The organism is Psychrobacillus lasiicapitis, assembly GCF_006861795.1.
GTDB classification, from domain to species: domain Bacteria; phylum Bacillota; class Bacilli; order Bacillales_A; family Planococcaceae; genus Psychrobacillus; species Psychrobacillus lasiicapitis.
This window is the reverse complement of sequence record NZ_VDGH01000013.1, coordinates 149,767-164,785: the sequence shown is the minus strand read 5'-3', so window position 1 is coordinate 164,785 and position 15,019 is coordinate 149,767. Positions and strand designations below refer to the sequence as shown.

Annotated in this window: 14 protein-coding genes and 1 pseudogene; 2 read left to right on the top strand and 13 right to left on the bottom strand. The window is 36.5% G+C overall.

Going from position 1 to position 15,019, the window contains the following annotated elements:
- The 5 genes and pseudogenes from FG382_RS19850 to FG382_RS19830 form a co-directional block, all read right to left on the bottom strand.
- Positions 1-779 (bottom strand): acyl-CoA dehydrogenase family protein (locus FG382_RS19850; protein ID WP_211356432.1); only part of this gene is annotated, 779 nt, incomplete at its 3' end.
- A gap of 16 nt (positions 780-795) precedes the next feature.
- The gene (locus FG382_RS19845) at positions 796-1,956 is read right to left on the bottom strand and encodes a CaiB/BaiF CoA transferase family protein (RefSeq protein WP_142540609.1); all 1,161 of its coding nucleotides are present in this window, start codon (positions 1,954-1,956) and stop codon (positions 796-798) included.
- A gap of 272 nt (positions 1,957-2,228) precedes the next feature.
- On the bottom strand, positions 2,229-2,546 hold the full coding sequence (locus FG382_RS19840; RefSeq protein ID WP_142540608.1) for a DUF3870 domain-containing protein: 318 nt from the start codon (positions 2,544-2,546) through the stop codon (positions 2,229-2,231).
- Between the two features lie 105 nt (positions 2,547-2,651).
- Positions 2,652-2,873, bottom strand: a pseudogene (locus FG382_RS19835) (GNAT family N-acetyltransferase); the annotation flags it as partial.
- A gap of 538 nt (positions 2,874-3,411) precedes the next feature.
- Positions 3,412-4,098, bottom strand: coding sequence for a Crp/Fnr family transcriptional regulator (locus FG382_RS19830; RefSeq protein ID WP_229677340.1), 687 nt, complete (start codon positions 4,096-4,098; stop codon positions 3,412-3,414).
- 83 nt (positions 4,099-4,181) lie between these two features.
- Here FG382_RS19830 and FG382_RS19825 point away from each other — a divergent pair, with 83 nt between their 5' ends.
- Positions 4,182-4,955, top strand: coding sequence for an HAD-IIB family hydrolase (locus FG382_RS19825; RefSeq protein WP_142540605.1), 774 nt, complete (start codon positions 4,182-4,184; stop codon positions 4,953-4,955).
- 23 nt (positions 4,956-4,978) lie between these two features.
- Here the strand turns inward: FG382_RS19825 and FG382_RS23070 are convergent, their stop codons facing one another.
- Genes FG382_RS23070 through FG382_RS19815 form a run of 3 tightly spaced genes read right to left on the bottom strand, consistent with a single transcriptional unit; the run spans position 4,979 to position 7,750 of the window.
- Positions 4,979-5,152, bottom strand: coding sequence for a hypothetical protein (locus FG382_RS23070; protein ID WP_211356431.1), 174 nt, complete (start codon positions 5,150-5,152; stop codon positions 4,979-4,981).
- Positions 5,153-5,171: 19 nt separating this feature from the next.
- On the bottom strand, positions 5,172-6,545 hold the full coding sequence (argH, locus tag FG382_RS19820) for an argininosuccinate lyase (RefSeq protein WP_142540604.1): 1,374 nt from the start codon (positions 6,543-6,545) through the stop codon (positions 5,172-5,174).
- Complete coding sequence (locus tag FG382_RS19815) at positions 6,542-7,750, bottom strand: argininosuccinate synthase (RefSeq protein WP_142540603.1); 1,209 nt, start codon at positions 7,748-7,750, stop codon at positions 6,542-6,544. The genes argH and FG382_RS19815 overlap by 4 nt, the downstream gene beginning before the upstream one ends.
- Positions 7,751-7,928: 178 nt before the next feature.
- On the opposite strand from FG382_RS19815, the gene FG382_RS19810 reads away from it, so the two are divergent.
- Entirely contained in the window at positions 7,929-8,948 is a 1,020-nt protein-coding gene (locus FG382_RS19810) for an NADH:flavin oxidoreductase/NADH oxidase (RefSeq protein WP_142540602.1), read from the top strand.
- A 376-nt stretch (positions 8,949-9,324) separates the two neighbouring features.
- On the opposite strand, the gene FG382_RS19805 is transcribed toward FG382_RS19810, so the two are convergent.
- The 5 genes from FG382_RS19805 to gcvPB all read right to left on the bottom strand — a co-directional run bounded on the left by FG382_RS19805 (position 9,325) and on the right by gcvPB (position 15,001).
- Positions 9,325-10,977 (bottom strand): M20/M25/M40 family metallo-hydrolase, encoded by a 1,653-nt coding sequence (locus tag FG382_RS19805; protein ID WP_142540601.1) that lies wholly within the window; start codon positions 10,975-10,977, stop codon positions 9,325-9,327.
- Between the two features lie 61 nt (positions 10,978-11,038).
- Positions 11,039-11,722 (bottom strand): amino acid ABC transporter permease, encoded by a 684-nt coding sequence (locus tag FG382_RS19800; RefSeq protein ID WP_142540600.1) that lies wholly within the window; start codon positions 11,720-11,722, stop codon positions 11,039-11,041.
- 42 nt (positions 11,723-11,764) lie between these two features.
- Entirely contained in the window at positions 11,765-12,580 is an 816-nt protein-coding gene (locus tag FG382_RS19795; RefSeq protein WP_142540599.1) for a transporter substrate-binding domain-containing protein, read from the bottom strand.
- A 43-nt stretch (positions 12,581-12,623) separates the two neighbouring features.
- A complete protein-coding gene (locus FG382_RS19790) occupies positions 12,624-13,346 on the bottom strand; it encodes an amino acid ABC transporter ATP-binding protein (RefSeq protein WP_142540598.1) in 723 nt (240 codons plus the stop codon).
- Positions 13,347-13,423: 77 nt separating this feature from the next.
- On the bottom strand, positions 13,424-15,001 hold the full coding sequence (gene gcvPB, locus FG382_RS19785; RefSeq protein ID WP_142540597.1) for an aminomethyl-transferring glycine dehydrogenase subunit GcvPB: 1,578 nt from the start codon (positions 14,999-15,001) through the stop codon (positions 13,424-13,426).
- Between the last annotated feature and the right edge of the window lie 18 nt (positions 15,002-15,019).

The window sequence follows — 15,019 nt, the reverse complement described above, 5'->3', positions numbered from 1 at the left end:
TCCATACATGCCATAATTTGTCCGACTGCTCCTGCCGCTACAGTGAAGCGTCCATTATCAAGCGCTGCCATCGCAATTTTGAATCCTTCTCCTTCTTCCCCAAGTAAGTTCTCTTTCGGCACTTTCACATTTTCGAAAAATAGCTCGCCTGTATTTCCAGCACGGATTCCTAGTTTTCCTTTCGTTGCGATGGAAGAAAAACCTTCCCATGTACGCTCTACGATAAATGCAGAAATTGCTTTATGTTTTTCTGATTTGTCTCCCGTATATGCAAAAACTAAAAAGTGGTCTGCCACATCGCATAGAGAAATCCATGCTTTTTGTCCATTTAAAATGTAGTGATCTCCATCTTTGACAGCAGTGGTTTCAAGCGCTGCCACATCAGACCCAGCTGCAGGCTCTGTTAAACCAAACGCACCGATTTTCACTCCTTTTGCTTGAGGAACTAAATACTTCTGTTTTTGTTCTTCCGTTCCCCACTGCAAAAGTGTCAAGCTGTTCAACCCAATGTGTACAGAAACCGCCGTACGGAAAGCCGTATCTCCGCGCTCTAGCTCTTCGCAGACGATAGCTAGCGAATTGTAATCCATCCCGCTTCCACCATATGGTTCTGGAATACATACACCCATCAATCCAAGGTCGGCAAGTTTTTTATAAATCGCTGGGTCTGATTTACCTGCACGGTCCCATTCACCGATATAAGGTATAATTTCTTTGTCAACAAATCCTCTAACCGTTTTACGTAACATGTTTTGTTCTGCTGAAAATGAAAAGTTCATCACTTATCTCTCCTCTTTAATTGGTTGTTTGTGTAGTTCCTAATCGATTCATAATTTCCTCATTATGCTCACCCGGGTTAGGTGGATGGCGCTTCATCTGAACCGGCGTCCGAGATAACTTAAGTGGACTTCCTATCAGTTTAATACGACCCGCTGTTGGATGATCTTGCGTGATAAACATATCACGCGCTTGCAGCTGTTTATCTTGGACAACTTCTTTTAAATTTTGAATTGGTCCACTTGGAATATTGTTTTTTCTACACTGCTCTTGCCAATAAGCAGTCTCTTTTGTTAATAAAACAGCTTGTAATAATGGAACTAGTTCATCTCTGTTTTTCACGCGGTTAGGATTCGTTTGAAAAAGAACATTTTCAGCATATTCGGGTTTTCCAAGCACATCGCAAAATGCTTTAAATTGATGATCATTTCCTACGGCTATAACCATTTCCCCATCTAGCGTTTGAAATGCTTGATACGGAACAATATTTGCATGCGCATTTCCGAGCGCTTTCGGAATTTGTTCTGATATTAAATAATTACTTCCAATATTCACTAGTGCACTTACAGCAGAATCATAAAGAGAAATATCTAGTTTTTGTCCTCTGCCTGATAGCACACGCTCTAGTAATGCTGCTTGAATTCCAATGCATGCATATAAACCAGTCAAAACATCGACAATTGCGACCCCTGTCTTTTGTGGCCCAGACTCCTTTGTACCAGTGATGCTCATTAATCCACTCATCGCTTGAATGATAAAATCATAACCTGGAATATGTCGATCCGGTCCCGTTTCTCCAAAACCTGTAATCGAGCAGTACACAATACGTGGGTTAAGCTCCGCCAAGACGTCATAACCTAAACCGAAACGATCCATTGTTCCTGTTTTGAAATTATTAATAATTACATCACTTTCTTGCACCAACTTTTTAATAATTTCAACCCCGGCTTCTGATTTCAAGTCTAAAGTGATTGCCTTTTTGTTTCGATTCGCACTTATATAGTAAGCACTTACTTCTTCTTTAAAGGGAGGACCCCATCTACGTGTTTCGTCACTCCCACCAGGTGCTTCTACCTTGATAACCTCCGCACCTAAGTCACCCATGATCATCGTGCAATATGGACCAGCGAGAACACGTGATAAATCCAAGATTTTAATATTAGCAAGTGCTCCGGTCATTTAAACAATCACACCTTTCCTTAGTCAATTCAAAAAGCCAATTCAAAAAGATTACAGACCCGCTGTAAATCAAATTGAACTGGCTTATTATCTGCGGTAAAAAATCCTGGTAAGAATTTTTAACAGATTAGGCAGTATTGGCTTTTATATTTTTCAAAAATAGTCATGGTTGTGAACGTTAAATCGTTTCGGCATGACTTATTGCTTCTTATTCTAGTACACCAATACGAGTTTTTAAACCCCTTTATCCAAATTTTACGAAAATTTAAGTTTTATTTTTTCTCAGCTATATACAAATCATAATGCTTATATAAATCTTTCAGTGCAGACATTACCGCATTTCCCGCTTTACCTAAATAATGATTTTTTATATTGGTAAGCGGCTGTTCAATCCCATCTTGCAAACTATGTCCTCTCAACAGTTGCTGTACAAACGCTCGTCCATGTTCTGTTGCTAACGTACAGCTCGCCGCAACAATCACTCCATATTTTTTATCGATTTCCACTGTAATTGTCAATGTTTCATATAAATTTTGTGCCGCCATTCCTGCTGGTAGCCTTGCATGTCCTGCTATAAAAACTGTATTCATAACCATATCCCCTTTTGTCTAAAAGCTTGCTTTAGTATAAGAATACAGGAAGCAAATAATATTTAATAGAGGTTAATGGGAATATTCAGTATAATACGTATGTGTTTATTTATTAATAATATACATTATTTGATTATCTTCCCATTTATCGTTAATTCGAACATTTTCTTTAGCAATACCTTCCTTATGAAACCTGGCATTTACTAACACTTTAATAGATTCTAAATTATGAGGCATCACTCCAGCTTCAATATGATGTAGCTTTAACTCCTTAAATCCGAACTCTACTGTCTTTCTTACAGCTTCGGACATATATCCTTTGCCATTTTGTCAGGAAACTTTTCTCCTTCTCCGTTCACAATAAGACCACCAGTAACAGTGAACCTTGGTTTTATGAAGGGTTCTTTTATTTAGTCGAAAGTAGGCTACTTTTTTAGACTTGTTTCTTCTATTTTTTATGACCTAACTATGTTTGTTTCTTTAAACGAAACATTTGGGCTACAGCTACTATTAGATGAAATTTTCTGATATTTCCTAGGCAATATTTTAATAGACCCCACAATTTCATTTTTCTTTTCATCTACAATGATACTAACCTCAGTAGTTTGGTGTTGTTAAATACGTTTTAATAATCGAACATCCTTCAACATTACTCAGATTTATGTATTGACTAATAAAAACTTATTGGACAATATCTTCCGCTTTCGCTTCGCCTTTTACAAATGAATAAGTAAGACGAACTAAGTAATGGCCGTATACATTCATCGCTTGCATAAGCAAATGAACTTTTTCTTACCGATCCAACTCTTCCTATCCATTCGGTTTCAAATAATAAAAAAACTTTTAACGGAGAAATAGCTACAAGTCATTCATACCTTAACCCACCTGAAAGCTCCTCTATCTTTGTCCACTCTATAACAATTATTTCTTTCTTATTCTTCTCAATGACTTTATCAAAAACTAGTTTTTCCATAATTCGATTTAAATGCCTAGTCGTTGTTCCTATTAAAGAAGCTATTTCCATACTATTTGCCGTTTGAATTTCTTTACCAAAGCTTACACCATTTCGAACCGTACACAAATAGCTCGCGAACCTCGTTTCTACGGAGGCTAGTAAATTAATGCGAGATGCCGTGGTACATGTTTGAAGTTTGTATGTAGCATGAGCTAATAGTTGCTGTAAAAAAGCTATATCTTTCATTAATTCGTTGTATATATATGTTTGATCAATAAAAATAAAATCTGTATCTTCCACTGCTGTAACATGGGATTGAATCGGAACCTTTTGGACTAATTCAATATCTCCCATAAAGGAAATCGCTGAGCAAAACCTGAGCAATAGAGCTTTTCCCGTAATAACACTTGTTGTGATTTTCGTTCTTCCGGAAACTTGTATATAGAAACCATCGATATCTTCACCCTCCTCGAAAACAACTTCGTTGCGACTATATCGTCTAATTTGAAAGGGGTGTTCTTCACTAGTAAAAACTTTTTTTAATTCTTTATGGTTCAAATAATAAGTGCAAAGTACATTATCTTGGATTATTTGCAACGTAAAAACTCCTTTTGGGACATTTGTCCTTTTCATTATATCGAAAATTTTCTACTATTAAGAGAGTGAAAGGACGGAGAGCGATGAAGTTTGTTTTTGATCTAGATGGCACCATTTGTTTTAAGGGGCAACCTTTATGTAAAGAAATAACGGAGGCATTACAATATTGTCGCCATATCGGACATGAAGTCATTTTTGCTTCTGCAAGACCAATTCGAGATCTACTTCCTGTGCTTCCAAAAGAAATGCATACGTATCCAATGATTGGCGGGAATGGGGCATTTGTTGCAAACGAAGGAAAAGTTACACATCTAACATCATTTGATAATCAAACAAAAAAACAGATAGTAGAAATTATAGAAGAATTTCAATTAACTTATTTAATCGATAGTGCTTGGGATTATGCATATACCGGAAGTACAGAACATCCCATTTATCGAAATCTGGACCCTGATCAGTTAGCAAAAAACATTTCACTGCATAAGATTAATGAAATGATTAAAATTGTTTTGTTTCCAAACGAACAGGCAAGTGAAATAGTATCTATATTGAAATTTCTTCCAGTTCGAACATACACCCACGGGCAAGAAAATATTTTAGATATCAGTCCAATTGGTGTTGATAAATGGGTGGGCTTACAAAAACTAAATGTGAAAGAGCAAGAATTCATCGCATTTGGAAATGATGCAAATGATATTTCTATGTTTCAATTTGCAAAAGAATCTGTTTGCGTCGGTAAACACGAAGAATTGCAGAAAGCAGCGACATTAAATGCTGAAAGTAATGCAGGGGCAGTCGCAGATAAGATTAGGGAGCTTAGTAAAGTTTATGCTGCTCATTTGGAAATGAACAGATGAAGATTCTCGTATTTCAGTTATAGCTAATCGCATTTTGATACTTTTCTAACTAAACTTGAAATTTTTCCAACTAAATCATTGTTTTTTCCAACTAACCAACCAAATTTTCCAACTAAACCGATATTTTTTCCAATTACGACTTGTAGCGAGGATAAAATTGTTACACCAATACCAAAAAACTGTAGACAGCTCCTCAAAAGAGTGTCTACAGTTTTATTATACTAATCGCTTTTTAGCTTCTTCAATTTGAATAGCAACTTGGTCAAAGCCCGTTCCGCCTAAAGAATTTCTTCTTCTCACAGCAGCAAGCGGTGATAATACGTCATAAATATCCGACTCTATTAAGCTGCTTGCTTCTTGTAAATCTTCTAGTGGAAGATCTAATAAGAAATAGCCTCTTTGGATGCAAAGGAAAACTAATTTCCCTGTTACTTCATGTGCTTCACGGAATGGAAGTCCTTTAGCAGCAAGATAGTCTGCAAGTTCTGTTGCATTGGAGAAATCTTTGTGTACAGTATCGTGCAGACGTTCTTGGTGAACAGTCATCGTACGTACCATACCTTCAAATATCTTCAATGATCCGACGATTGTATGCACTGTATCGAACATGCCTTCTTTGTCTTCTTGCATATCTTTATTGTAAGCTAGTGGCAATCCTTTAATTACTGTTAGTAAGCCCATCAGGTTTCCATACACACGCCCTGTTTTCCCACGGATTAATTCAGCCATGTCAGGGTTCTTCTTCTGAGGCATAATACTAGAACCAGTAGAGAAAGAATCATCTAGTTCGATAAAGTTAAATTCGGAACTTGACCACAAAATAATTTCTTCTGCGAATCTTGATAAGTGCGCCATTAACATGGAAGAGTTACTTAAAAATTCTACAATGAAATCGCGATCACTTACTGCATCCATACTGTTTGCATATACATTTGCGAAGCCTAAATACTCCGCTGAAAGTTTACGATCAATTGGAAAAGTAGTTCCTGCAAGCGCACCTGCTCCGAGCGGTGAAATATCGATACGTTTAATCGAATCTTTAAAACGATCTTTATCTCGGTCCAACATCCAGAAATATGCCATTAAATGATGCGCAAAAGAGATTGGCTGCGCACGCTGTAAATGTGTATATCCCGGTGCAAGGGTTTCTATATGTGTTTGGGCTTGTGCTACTAGTGTTTGTTGGAAAATCTCGATTAACTCGATAATTTCTCCGACTCTATTTTTTAAATATAAATGCATATCCGTTGCTACTTGATCGTTTCGACTACGTCCAGTGTGCAGTTTTCCACCTACTGGGCCAATCAAATCAATAAGCATTTTTTCTAAGTTTAAATGAATATCTTCATTTGCTACTAGAAATTCTAATGCATTATCTGCTGCTAGTTTTTTTAATTGCTCCAAACCACCTAGAATTTGCTGCACGTCTTCTTGGGGCAAGATATTACATGCCCCTAGCATTTTAACGTGCGCAATACTACCATCTAAATCTTCTATTACTAGTGTTTGGTCAAATCCGATAGAAGCTCCAAATTCATCTACCCATTGTTCGGCAGATTTTTGGAATCTTCCTCCCCAAAGTTTGGTCATGCTTTCACCTTCTCTGCTCCCTTGTTCACCATAGCGTGAACTTTTGTTGGAAGACCCCATAGTTCGATAAATCCAACTGCTGAAGCATGGTTAAATTCATCTTCTGCTGTGTAAGTTGCTAGTTTTTCATTATATAAAGAGTTAGGAGATTTACGTCCCTCTACAATTGCATGCCCTTTAAATAGTTTCACACGAACTGTACCATTTACATACGTCTGTGTTTCTTTTAAGAACGCTTCTAAAGCAGTTCTTAGTGGAGAGAACCATAGTCCTTCATAAATAAGCTCTGTTAGTTTTTTCTCCATAACTGGTTTGAAATGCGCTAATTCTTTTACTAGAGTTATATCTTCTAATTCTTTATGTGCAAGTAATAATGTATGAGCACCTGGAATTTCATATACTTCACGTGATTTAATACCAACTAGACGGTTTTCTACGTGATCTATACGTCCAACTCCATGCTTCCCAGCTAAATCATTTAATTTTAAGATTAGTTCATAAAGTTTATATTCCACACCGTCAAGCGCAACAGGTACACCATTCTTGAACTCGATTTCAATTACATCTGGAACGTCCGGAGCATTTTCAAGTGAAACAGTTAAATCATATGCATCTTCTGGTGGTGCTGCCCACGGATCTTCTAGGATACCGCATTCATTTGCACGCCCCCAAAGGTTTTGGTCGATTGAGAACGGGCTATCTAGGTTAATCGGAATTGGAATATTTTTTTCTTTTGCATATGCAATTTCTTCTTCACGGCTCCAGCTCCACTCACGTACTGGTGCAATTACTTCTAATTCTGGGTTTAATGCTTTAATAGAAACCTCGAAACGAACTTGGTCATTCCCCTTACCTGTACAGCCATGCGCTACTGCAGTTGCTCCTGTTTGTTCTGCGATTTCCACTAGTTTTTTCGAAATTAACGGTCGTGATAATGCAGAAACAAGCGGATATTTGTTTTCATACCATGTATGTGCTTGTAATGAAATTAATGCATATTCATTCGCAAATTCTTCTCTTGCATCAATCATATAGCTTTCAATTGCCCCGACTTGCAGCGCTTTGTTTTTTACGAATTCTAGATCTTTTCCTTCACCAACATCTAGACATACTGCCACTACATCATATCCTTGTTCCTTTAACCATGTAATTGCAACAGATGTATCTAATCCACCTGAATAAGCTAAAACGACTTTTTTATTCATTTTATATTCCTCCTATGTATCTTTATACGTAATTTTAGTATTAATATACACAATGTATCATGAGTAATGTATAAATACAACTAATAATTTATGATTATGAGAAATATTTTTATGAGACAGACAGATTAATTGATTCCGAGTGAGGAAACAAAGATAATGGAAAAAAGGAGTGATTTTGTTGAGTCATTTATTTTCACCTATTACACTAAAAGGTCTAACATTAAAAAACCGTGTAGTGATGCCCCCTATGTGTCAATATTCAGTTGAGGCAAAAGATGGTATACCAACAGATTGGCATTTTGTCCATTATGTTTCTAGAGCGGTTGGAGGTACTGGGCTTGTGATCGTTGAAATGACCGATGTAGAACCTGATGGCAGAATAACAGATTTCGATTTAGGATTATGGTCAGATGAGCAAATACCGGCTTATGAAAGAATCGTAAAAGAAGTACATAAGCATGATGCAAAAATCGGGATTCAAATTGCACATGCCGGAAGAAAAGCAACAGATGCAAATCCACCTGTTGGTGCTTCTAACATCCCTGTTGCTGAAAATTGGAAAGTGCCAAGACCCCTTTCCACGCAAGAAGTGAAAGAGATGGTTATTAAGTATAAGGATGCAGCGAAACGAGCTGTGGCTGCTGGTTTCGATACAATTGAACTCCACGGAGCACACGGATACTTAATCCATCAATTCCATTCACCAGCTATTAATAATCGAACAGATGAGTATGGTAAAAACTTATCCAAATTTGGAGTAGAAATTATTCAAGCAGTGCGCAGTGTGATACCAGAAGAAATGCCGCTTCTTTTCCGTATATCCGCGATTGAATATATGGACGGTGGCTATGATTTAGAGCATTCATTAGAAATTGCTAAAAAGTACAAAGAAGCTGGCGTAGATGTTTTTCATGTGTCGAGTGGCGGTGAAGGCCCTGCTGGCAAATTAAAACCTGCTAACACTCCGGGATATCAGGTATCATTTGCACGTGCATATAAAGAGGCATTAAATGTACCAGTAATTGCAGTTGGTATTTTAGAAGATGCAAATTTGGCAGAGCAAACAGTTGCAAATGGTGAAGCAGAGCTTGTGGGAGTTGGTCGTGGAATGCTGAAGGATCCATACTGGGCATTGCATGCAGAAGAAACAATTACAGGAAAAGTAACTCCACCAACACAATATGAAAGAGGTTTTTAGTTACACTTCACCTGCCATAATGTTATAATGGCAGGTGAAGATGAGTATATAAAAAAAGACTGCTCGGTGCGCCAACACCAAACAGTCTTGCAATAAAATAGTATCGCTTCAAAGGCGATCAGCAATAAGGACGAGTAAACCTTCCCATGCTTGCTAGGCTCAGGGACGGTTTACTTTTTTTATATGCAACTTCTTCTCAGTATTCTTTGAAACAAATGATATGATAAAATCATTCTGTGTAGTCTTGAAAACTGTTTATTTTGAAAATAAATAGGCCTAGAAAATCTAACCTATACTAAAAACAAAAAATAGAATGTAAACAGCTCGTTTATTATGTGATTGTCTACATTCTTAAAAGTTTATATTTGAAAGTCAATTAACCAATAAGCGTTTTAATTATTTCCTTTGTAATTGTTGGAATCACTTCGGTAGAAAATTCAATCTCCATACGTTCATAGCGTTTGTGAGCATCATAACCATAAGGTCCAATATTAATGGCAGGTACATTGATTTCTCTTATATCTTCATAATTCACGTAATGCTTTGTGCCCCAAGCAGGATTATTATTAATCACAGATTGGATAGATTTTTCATCATCTTTTAAAGCAACACAGCTCATGTCACAAATATACGGGAAATAATTTTTAGAAACGATTGGATATTTATATTGTGACTGAACCTTTTCTATTGCTTTATCTAAAGCCGAAATCAAATTTTCTTCTTGCTCATTTTTACCTGTAAGGTCTAAGCAAGGGGAATATAGGGATGAATAAAGTAAAATAATTGCTGGGCTTTGATCTTTCATCCATTTCCATTCCTCTTCCACAACCCTAGCTGCAAACATTCTTGTATCTAATTTTTCATCTAATAGTAGATTCGCTTTAAACTTGTTTATATGCGCTACAAAAACTTCCCCATGTTCCTCTTTTAACGATTTCGTCATGTCTTCATACAAGATTACCCGAGATTTCCATGGTAATTGCTTGAAAGGTTGCTGACTTAGTCTACAAAAACTTTCATAACGTTCGTTCATTGTATTGAGAGCGTTTTCAAAAGCGATTACTGCTTGCTCCGAAAGCTTGGTTAGAACCTCTTGTGGAGACCATGAATGCACGAATAGATTAAAATATACATAAGCAGAAAGAGCTGTTTGCACTGTATAGTTAGGCTTTAAATCCATCTGTTTTAAAGAAATTGGAGGAGCGGGTGTTTCACCTAAATGACGATCACAAAGTTCTGGATTGTAGCTAATTTGTCTTGTTAATTCAGCTGCGATATAATTGGGATCTAATCCTTCGAAAGCAGAACCAACATGCGTTTCCGCTCCCGTAATGAAAAAAGAAGGAAGTAATTTACCAACAGTTCCTTTATAAACATAACGATTTTCATCACCGTCATATAAAGGAGCAACGAAATCCGAATTTATTAATCCTATATATTCGAAATCACGCTCTTCTTTCCATTTTTTTAATTCTTTAAGCCCTGATAAAACGCCTTTGGAACTTACTTCTTCGTCACATTCCGAAAAGAAAACAAGATTTCCAGCTAATTCTTCTGGGTGTTCAGAGAAATACTTTAGTAGTGACATATGACTTGCTACACCACTTTTCATGTCTAATACACCTCTACCAAAATACCATTCTCCTGAATCAAGCTGCTCTTTTACTAATTCCGGCAGTTGTTCATCATGTAATTTTTTCATCAGTTCTTCAGGATTACATGCAACATCTTTTAAATTTGTATAATCATCGATTCCAACCGTGTCCAGATGTCCCATTAGGATAATCGATTTTTTGTTTCTTTTCTCTTTTGTTCCTTCTACAAATGCCAGGACGTTATATCTTTCCAATTGGTCATCACTAGTTTTTGAAAGAATTACTTGATCAGGTTTTTGGATAAAGTAAGGCATCTCAGAAATTATTTCATATATTTTCTTAGCAGCATCAATTTCACCTGGCGTTTCTACTATACTTTCAACACGAACTAGTTCTTCTGTCAATTTCAGGATTTCATTTTTTGTAGTAATCATACTTCCTACTCCTTTTCTTTATGCTTTACAGTTGGGTCTTTTACTTTTATGAAGAGAAAGCTTACTTTTTTAGTTTTTTGCCTACTCCTCCCGTATCTAATCTATTCTCAACGTAATTGAGTAGTAGCGTGAATATTAATACTAATGCTAAATAATAGAAACCTACAACTAAATATGTCTCAAAGGGCATATAGTTTTCAGCTGAAGCAGTTAAGGCATGGCTAAATAGCTCAGTAACAGCAATATAAGCTACAAGGGATGAATCTTTAAGACCAATTATAAACTGATTACCCAAAGCAGGAATCGCTCGTTTAAAAGCTTGCGGTAAAATAATCGTACTCATTGTCAAAGGAGCAGTCATACCAAGTGATCGTGCTGCCTCGTTTTGACCTCTATCTACAGATTGGATTGCCCCTCTGAAAATTTCTGCCAAATATGCACCCGAATGAATCCCTAATGCAACCGCACCAGCGATAAAATCACTAAGTACAATAACACTGGAAATTCCGTAATAGAGAAACATAATTAAAACTATTAATGGAAGACCACGAACTATAAAGATATAGAGATCTGCTAGTTTCACAAGTATCCAAATATTCGATACTTTAAAGAAGGCAAATACTAATCCTATTACAGTTGCAATTACTAGAGAAACAGCTGTTATAGATATCGTTATAGTAGTCGCTTCTAAAAAGGCAGTTCCATGTTTTTGGATAATGGACACAATACTTTCGAAGAAATTCATTGTCAGTTATCTCCTTTACTAAGGGAACCTTAAAGTTGTAGTTTAGTCCTCCATAATATTTACGCCAAACCATTTCATACTTATTTTTTCATATGTGCCATCTTCTATAATTTCTGCGATGGCCACATTAATCTTGTCTAGTAAAGCTTGATGGTCTTTATTAATTGCTACAGCTATTTCTTCTCTATTTAGAACACCATCAACTGTTTTTATTTTCATTCCCTGTTCCTTAATCGCTGAGACTCCGACGATTTTGTCAGTAATCACTGCATCAATACGCCCTGGTATTAAATCTTGTAAAGCAAATATTTCACTAGGATAACCTTTCACATCGTTCGATAATGTCTCTGCTACTTCTTTATGAGTGCTAGCTTGCATTACACCAACTGACTTCTCACCTAAATCATCTTTTGATTGAACTGTGTCGTTTGTTTCTGCGACGAAAATTTGTGCACCGGAAATATAATATGGGTCGGAAAAGTCAACTTGTTTTAATCGTTCTTCTGTGGCAGTCATACTTCCTATGATTACATCATATTTATTTCCTTTTAATCCTTGAAGTATTGTTTCCCAAGGATTAGTTACTGGATTCGGCTCGAGCCCAATACGTTTTGCAATTTCGGTTCCAATTTCAACATCAAAACCAACAAGTTTGCCATTATCCTTATAATTTAAAGGTTTAAGTAGACCACTCATAGCAAAAGTAAGTTTTCCATCATGCACTAATTTCAAATCCTCTTCACTTTCTTTCACTGTAGCACTAGCATTCGATGAATCTTCTTTCTTTGCGCATCCTGCTAATAGTAAAATAAGAGTTGTGCATAAAATCATTATGGCGAACAATGTATTCTTTTTCATCTTTTTTCCTCCTTCTCTATATTTACAAACTATTTATTATTTTTTATAAAATTTTCGATAGAAATGTCTTTGTACGCTCATGTTGAGGTTTACTAAATAATTGGGTCGGGCTAGCTTCCTCGATGATATATCCTTCGTCCATAAAAATTACACGATCCCCTACTTCACGTGCAAACCCCATTTCATGGGTAACAACAACCATCGTCATTCCATCTTTAGCTAGCTCTTTCATCACATTTAGAACTTCTCCAACCATTTCAGGATCGAGTGCAGAAGTTGGTTCATCAAAAAGCATTACTTTTGGCTCCATTGCAAGCGCCCTTGCTATCGCAATCCTTTGTTTTTGCCCTCCAGAAAGCGAGTCGGGATATGCTTCTGCTTTCTCGACTAAACCCAACTTTTCAAGTAGATTATATGCCATACCTTCTGCTTCTTGTCTGCTTTTTTTTCGTATTTTCATAGGGGCAATAATAATATTTTCTAAAACTGTTTTATGAGGAAATAGGTTGAACTGCTGAAAAATCATTCCGATATTTTGTCGCACTTTATTGATATTGATCTTTTTATCTGTAAGGTTAATATTATCTAATAGAATTGTTCCGGAAGTTGTCTCTTCTAGTTTGTTTAAACAACGTAAGAATGTTGATTTTCCTGATCCAGAAGGACCTATGACAACAACTACTTCTTTTTGGTTTATTTCCACATTAATATCCTTTAGAACTTCTAGATCCCCAAAAGATTTTTTCAAATTGGATACTTTTATCATGCGAGACACCACCTTACTTTTAATATCAATGACTCCCCATTAACAAGTGATTTAGATGTGTTAATGGGGAGAAAACCTTATGATCTTATTTTTTCTATTTCTTTACTCTTTTTTAAGTAAGACCTCCATGTAATTGCCCATTTTTCAGGGTTTTCAAAGAAATCTTGCTCATCTACTCGGTGAATAGTGCTATTATATGGGGCATTTTTTACTTTTTCAGGATTTTCATATGCTTCGTTTGCAATATATGTTAATGAAGCAATATACTCGTCTAGATCTGATTTCGAAGTTGACTCAGTTGGCTCTAACGTAAAAGGTTCAGGAACAACGTATGGATGATGACTAGTCCAATATTGATGAGCAAAGTCGGCCATTCTTCGTGATATATCATCGGTTGTAACTCCTGTCTCTCGAGTTAACTGCTCCCAGCTATATCTCACTTGCTCCAATCGTTGACCTTTAATATATGGAGCACTTGCACCACGAATTTTCAAAATATGGTGATACAAGTAATTGTTGTTCAAAACTGCTATTTCAGCAACATCTTTTAATCCTTCTGCACCAATCGCTCGAATCCATGCATATGCGCGGACTACCATCTGAGGTACCCCTTGAAACGAACGAACTTTTCCAATGCTATGCTTCATATCACTTTTTAAAGTATATTGATCACCTTGCTTTTCAACTATTGGACCAGGCAAAAACTCTTTTAGTTTTGCAGCTACTCCTAGTGCCCCTGTTGCTGGACCTCCACATGCATGTGGTGTAGAAAATGTTTTATGAAGATTAAAGAAGCACATATCAAATCCTGCTTCTTTAGCTCTAGTAATTCCAAGCAAACCGTTTGCATTTGCCTGATCGTAATAGCAAATCCCACCAGCATCATGAACAACTTTTGTAAATTCTTTTATACGTGTATTGTATATACCAGTATCCTCTGGATTTGCTACTACAAATCCAGCTGTACGGTCAGATACTACTTCCTTTAACTTTTCAAGATCAGGAAAACCGTCTTTATCAGGATACAATGTAATGATTTTATATCCTTTTACAGCTGCAGTTGCTGCTTGAGATGGATGCGAGAAGATAGTTGTAATAATTTCATTTCGTTGCTCACCTTCCCCATTGCTTTCATGAAAAGCTCGAACGATGGAAGCCATGGTAAACAACGACTGTGTTCCACTGCCCGGTTGGAAAGAAAAGTAATCCATACCGGAAATTTCTCTCAAACAAAGGTCTAATTTATGTGTTATTTCTAAAATACCTTGCACAGTACTTTCATCTTGTAGAGGATGAAGCTCTGTCATTTTGGGAGATGAAGCAATTTCTTCATTAATCTTAGGTGAATATTTAATTGTACAAGTACCTTGACCTATTTCAACGTTAAGAGCGCCTCCTAACATCTCTTGTGAAAGTCTTAAATAGTGACGAAGCACTCTGTTTTGCGAAATTTCAGGTAATTTAGGAGCTGATTTTCTAATTAAAGATGCAGGTAATGCTGATAGCCCATCCCCTACACAATCTACAATTTCACTTTCCACGTGAGGGAGTAAAACACCTCTTTCACCAGCATTATGAAGTTCAAAAATAATCGGTTCATCCCATTTAGCTTGCTGGAAATTTCGTACTTTATGTTCGCGGTTAATTTTCTTCATAGCAACTCATCCTTTTCA

Excerpts from the sequence above, each read along its gene's own strand:
- FG382_RS19800 (WP_142540600.1), bottom strand. The coding sequence starts at position 11,722 with ATGAATTTCTTCGAAAGTATTGTGTCCATTATCCAAAAACATGGAACT.
- FG382_RS19815 (WP_142540603.1), bottom strand. The coding sequence starts at position 7,750 with ATGAATAAAAAAGTCGTTTTAGCTTATTCAGGTGGATTAGATACATCT.
- FG382_RS19840 (WP_142540608.1), bottom strand. The coding sequence starts at position 2,546 with ATGAATACAGTTTTTATAGCAGGACATGCAAGGCTACCAGCAGGAATG.
- FG382_RS19825 (WP_142540605.1), top strand. The coding sequence starts at position 4,182 with ATGAAGTTTGTTTTTGATCTAGATGGCACCATTTGTTTTAAGGGGCAA.
- FG382_RS19795 (WP_142540599.1), bottom strand. The coding sequence starts at position 12,580 with ATGAAAAAGAATACATTGTTCGCCATAATGATTTTATGCACAACTCTT.
- FG382_RS19805 (WP_142540601.1), bottom strand. The coding sequence starts at position 10,977 with ATGATTACTACAAAAAATGAAATCCTGAAATTGACAGAAGAACTAGTT.
- FG382_RS19845 (WP_142540609.1), bottom strand. The coding sequence starts at position 1,956 with ATGACCGGAGCACTTGCTAATATTAAAATCTTGGATTTATCACGTGTT.
- gcvPB (WP_142540597.1), bottom strand. The coding sequence starts at position 15,001 with ATGAAGAAAATTAACCGCGAACATAAAGTACGAAATTTCCAGCAAGCT.
- argH (WP_142540604.1), bottom strand. The coding sequence starts at position 6,545 with ATGACCAAACTTTGGGGAGGAAGATTCCAAAAATCTGCCGAACAATGG.
- FG382_RS19790 (WP_142540598.1), bottom strand. The coding sequence starts at position 13,346 with ATGATAAAAGTATCCAATTTGAAAAAATCTTTTGGGGATCTAGAAGTT.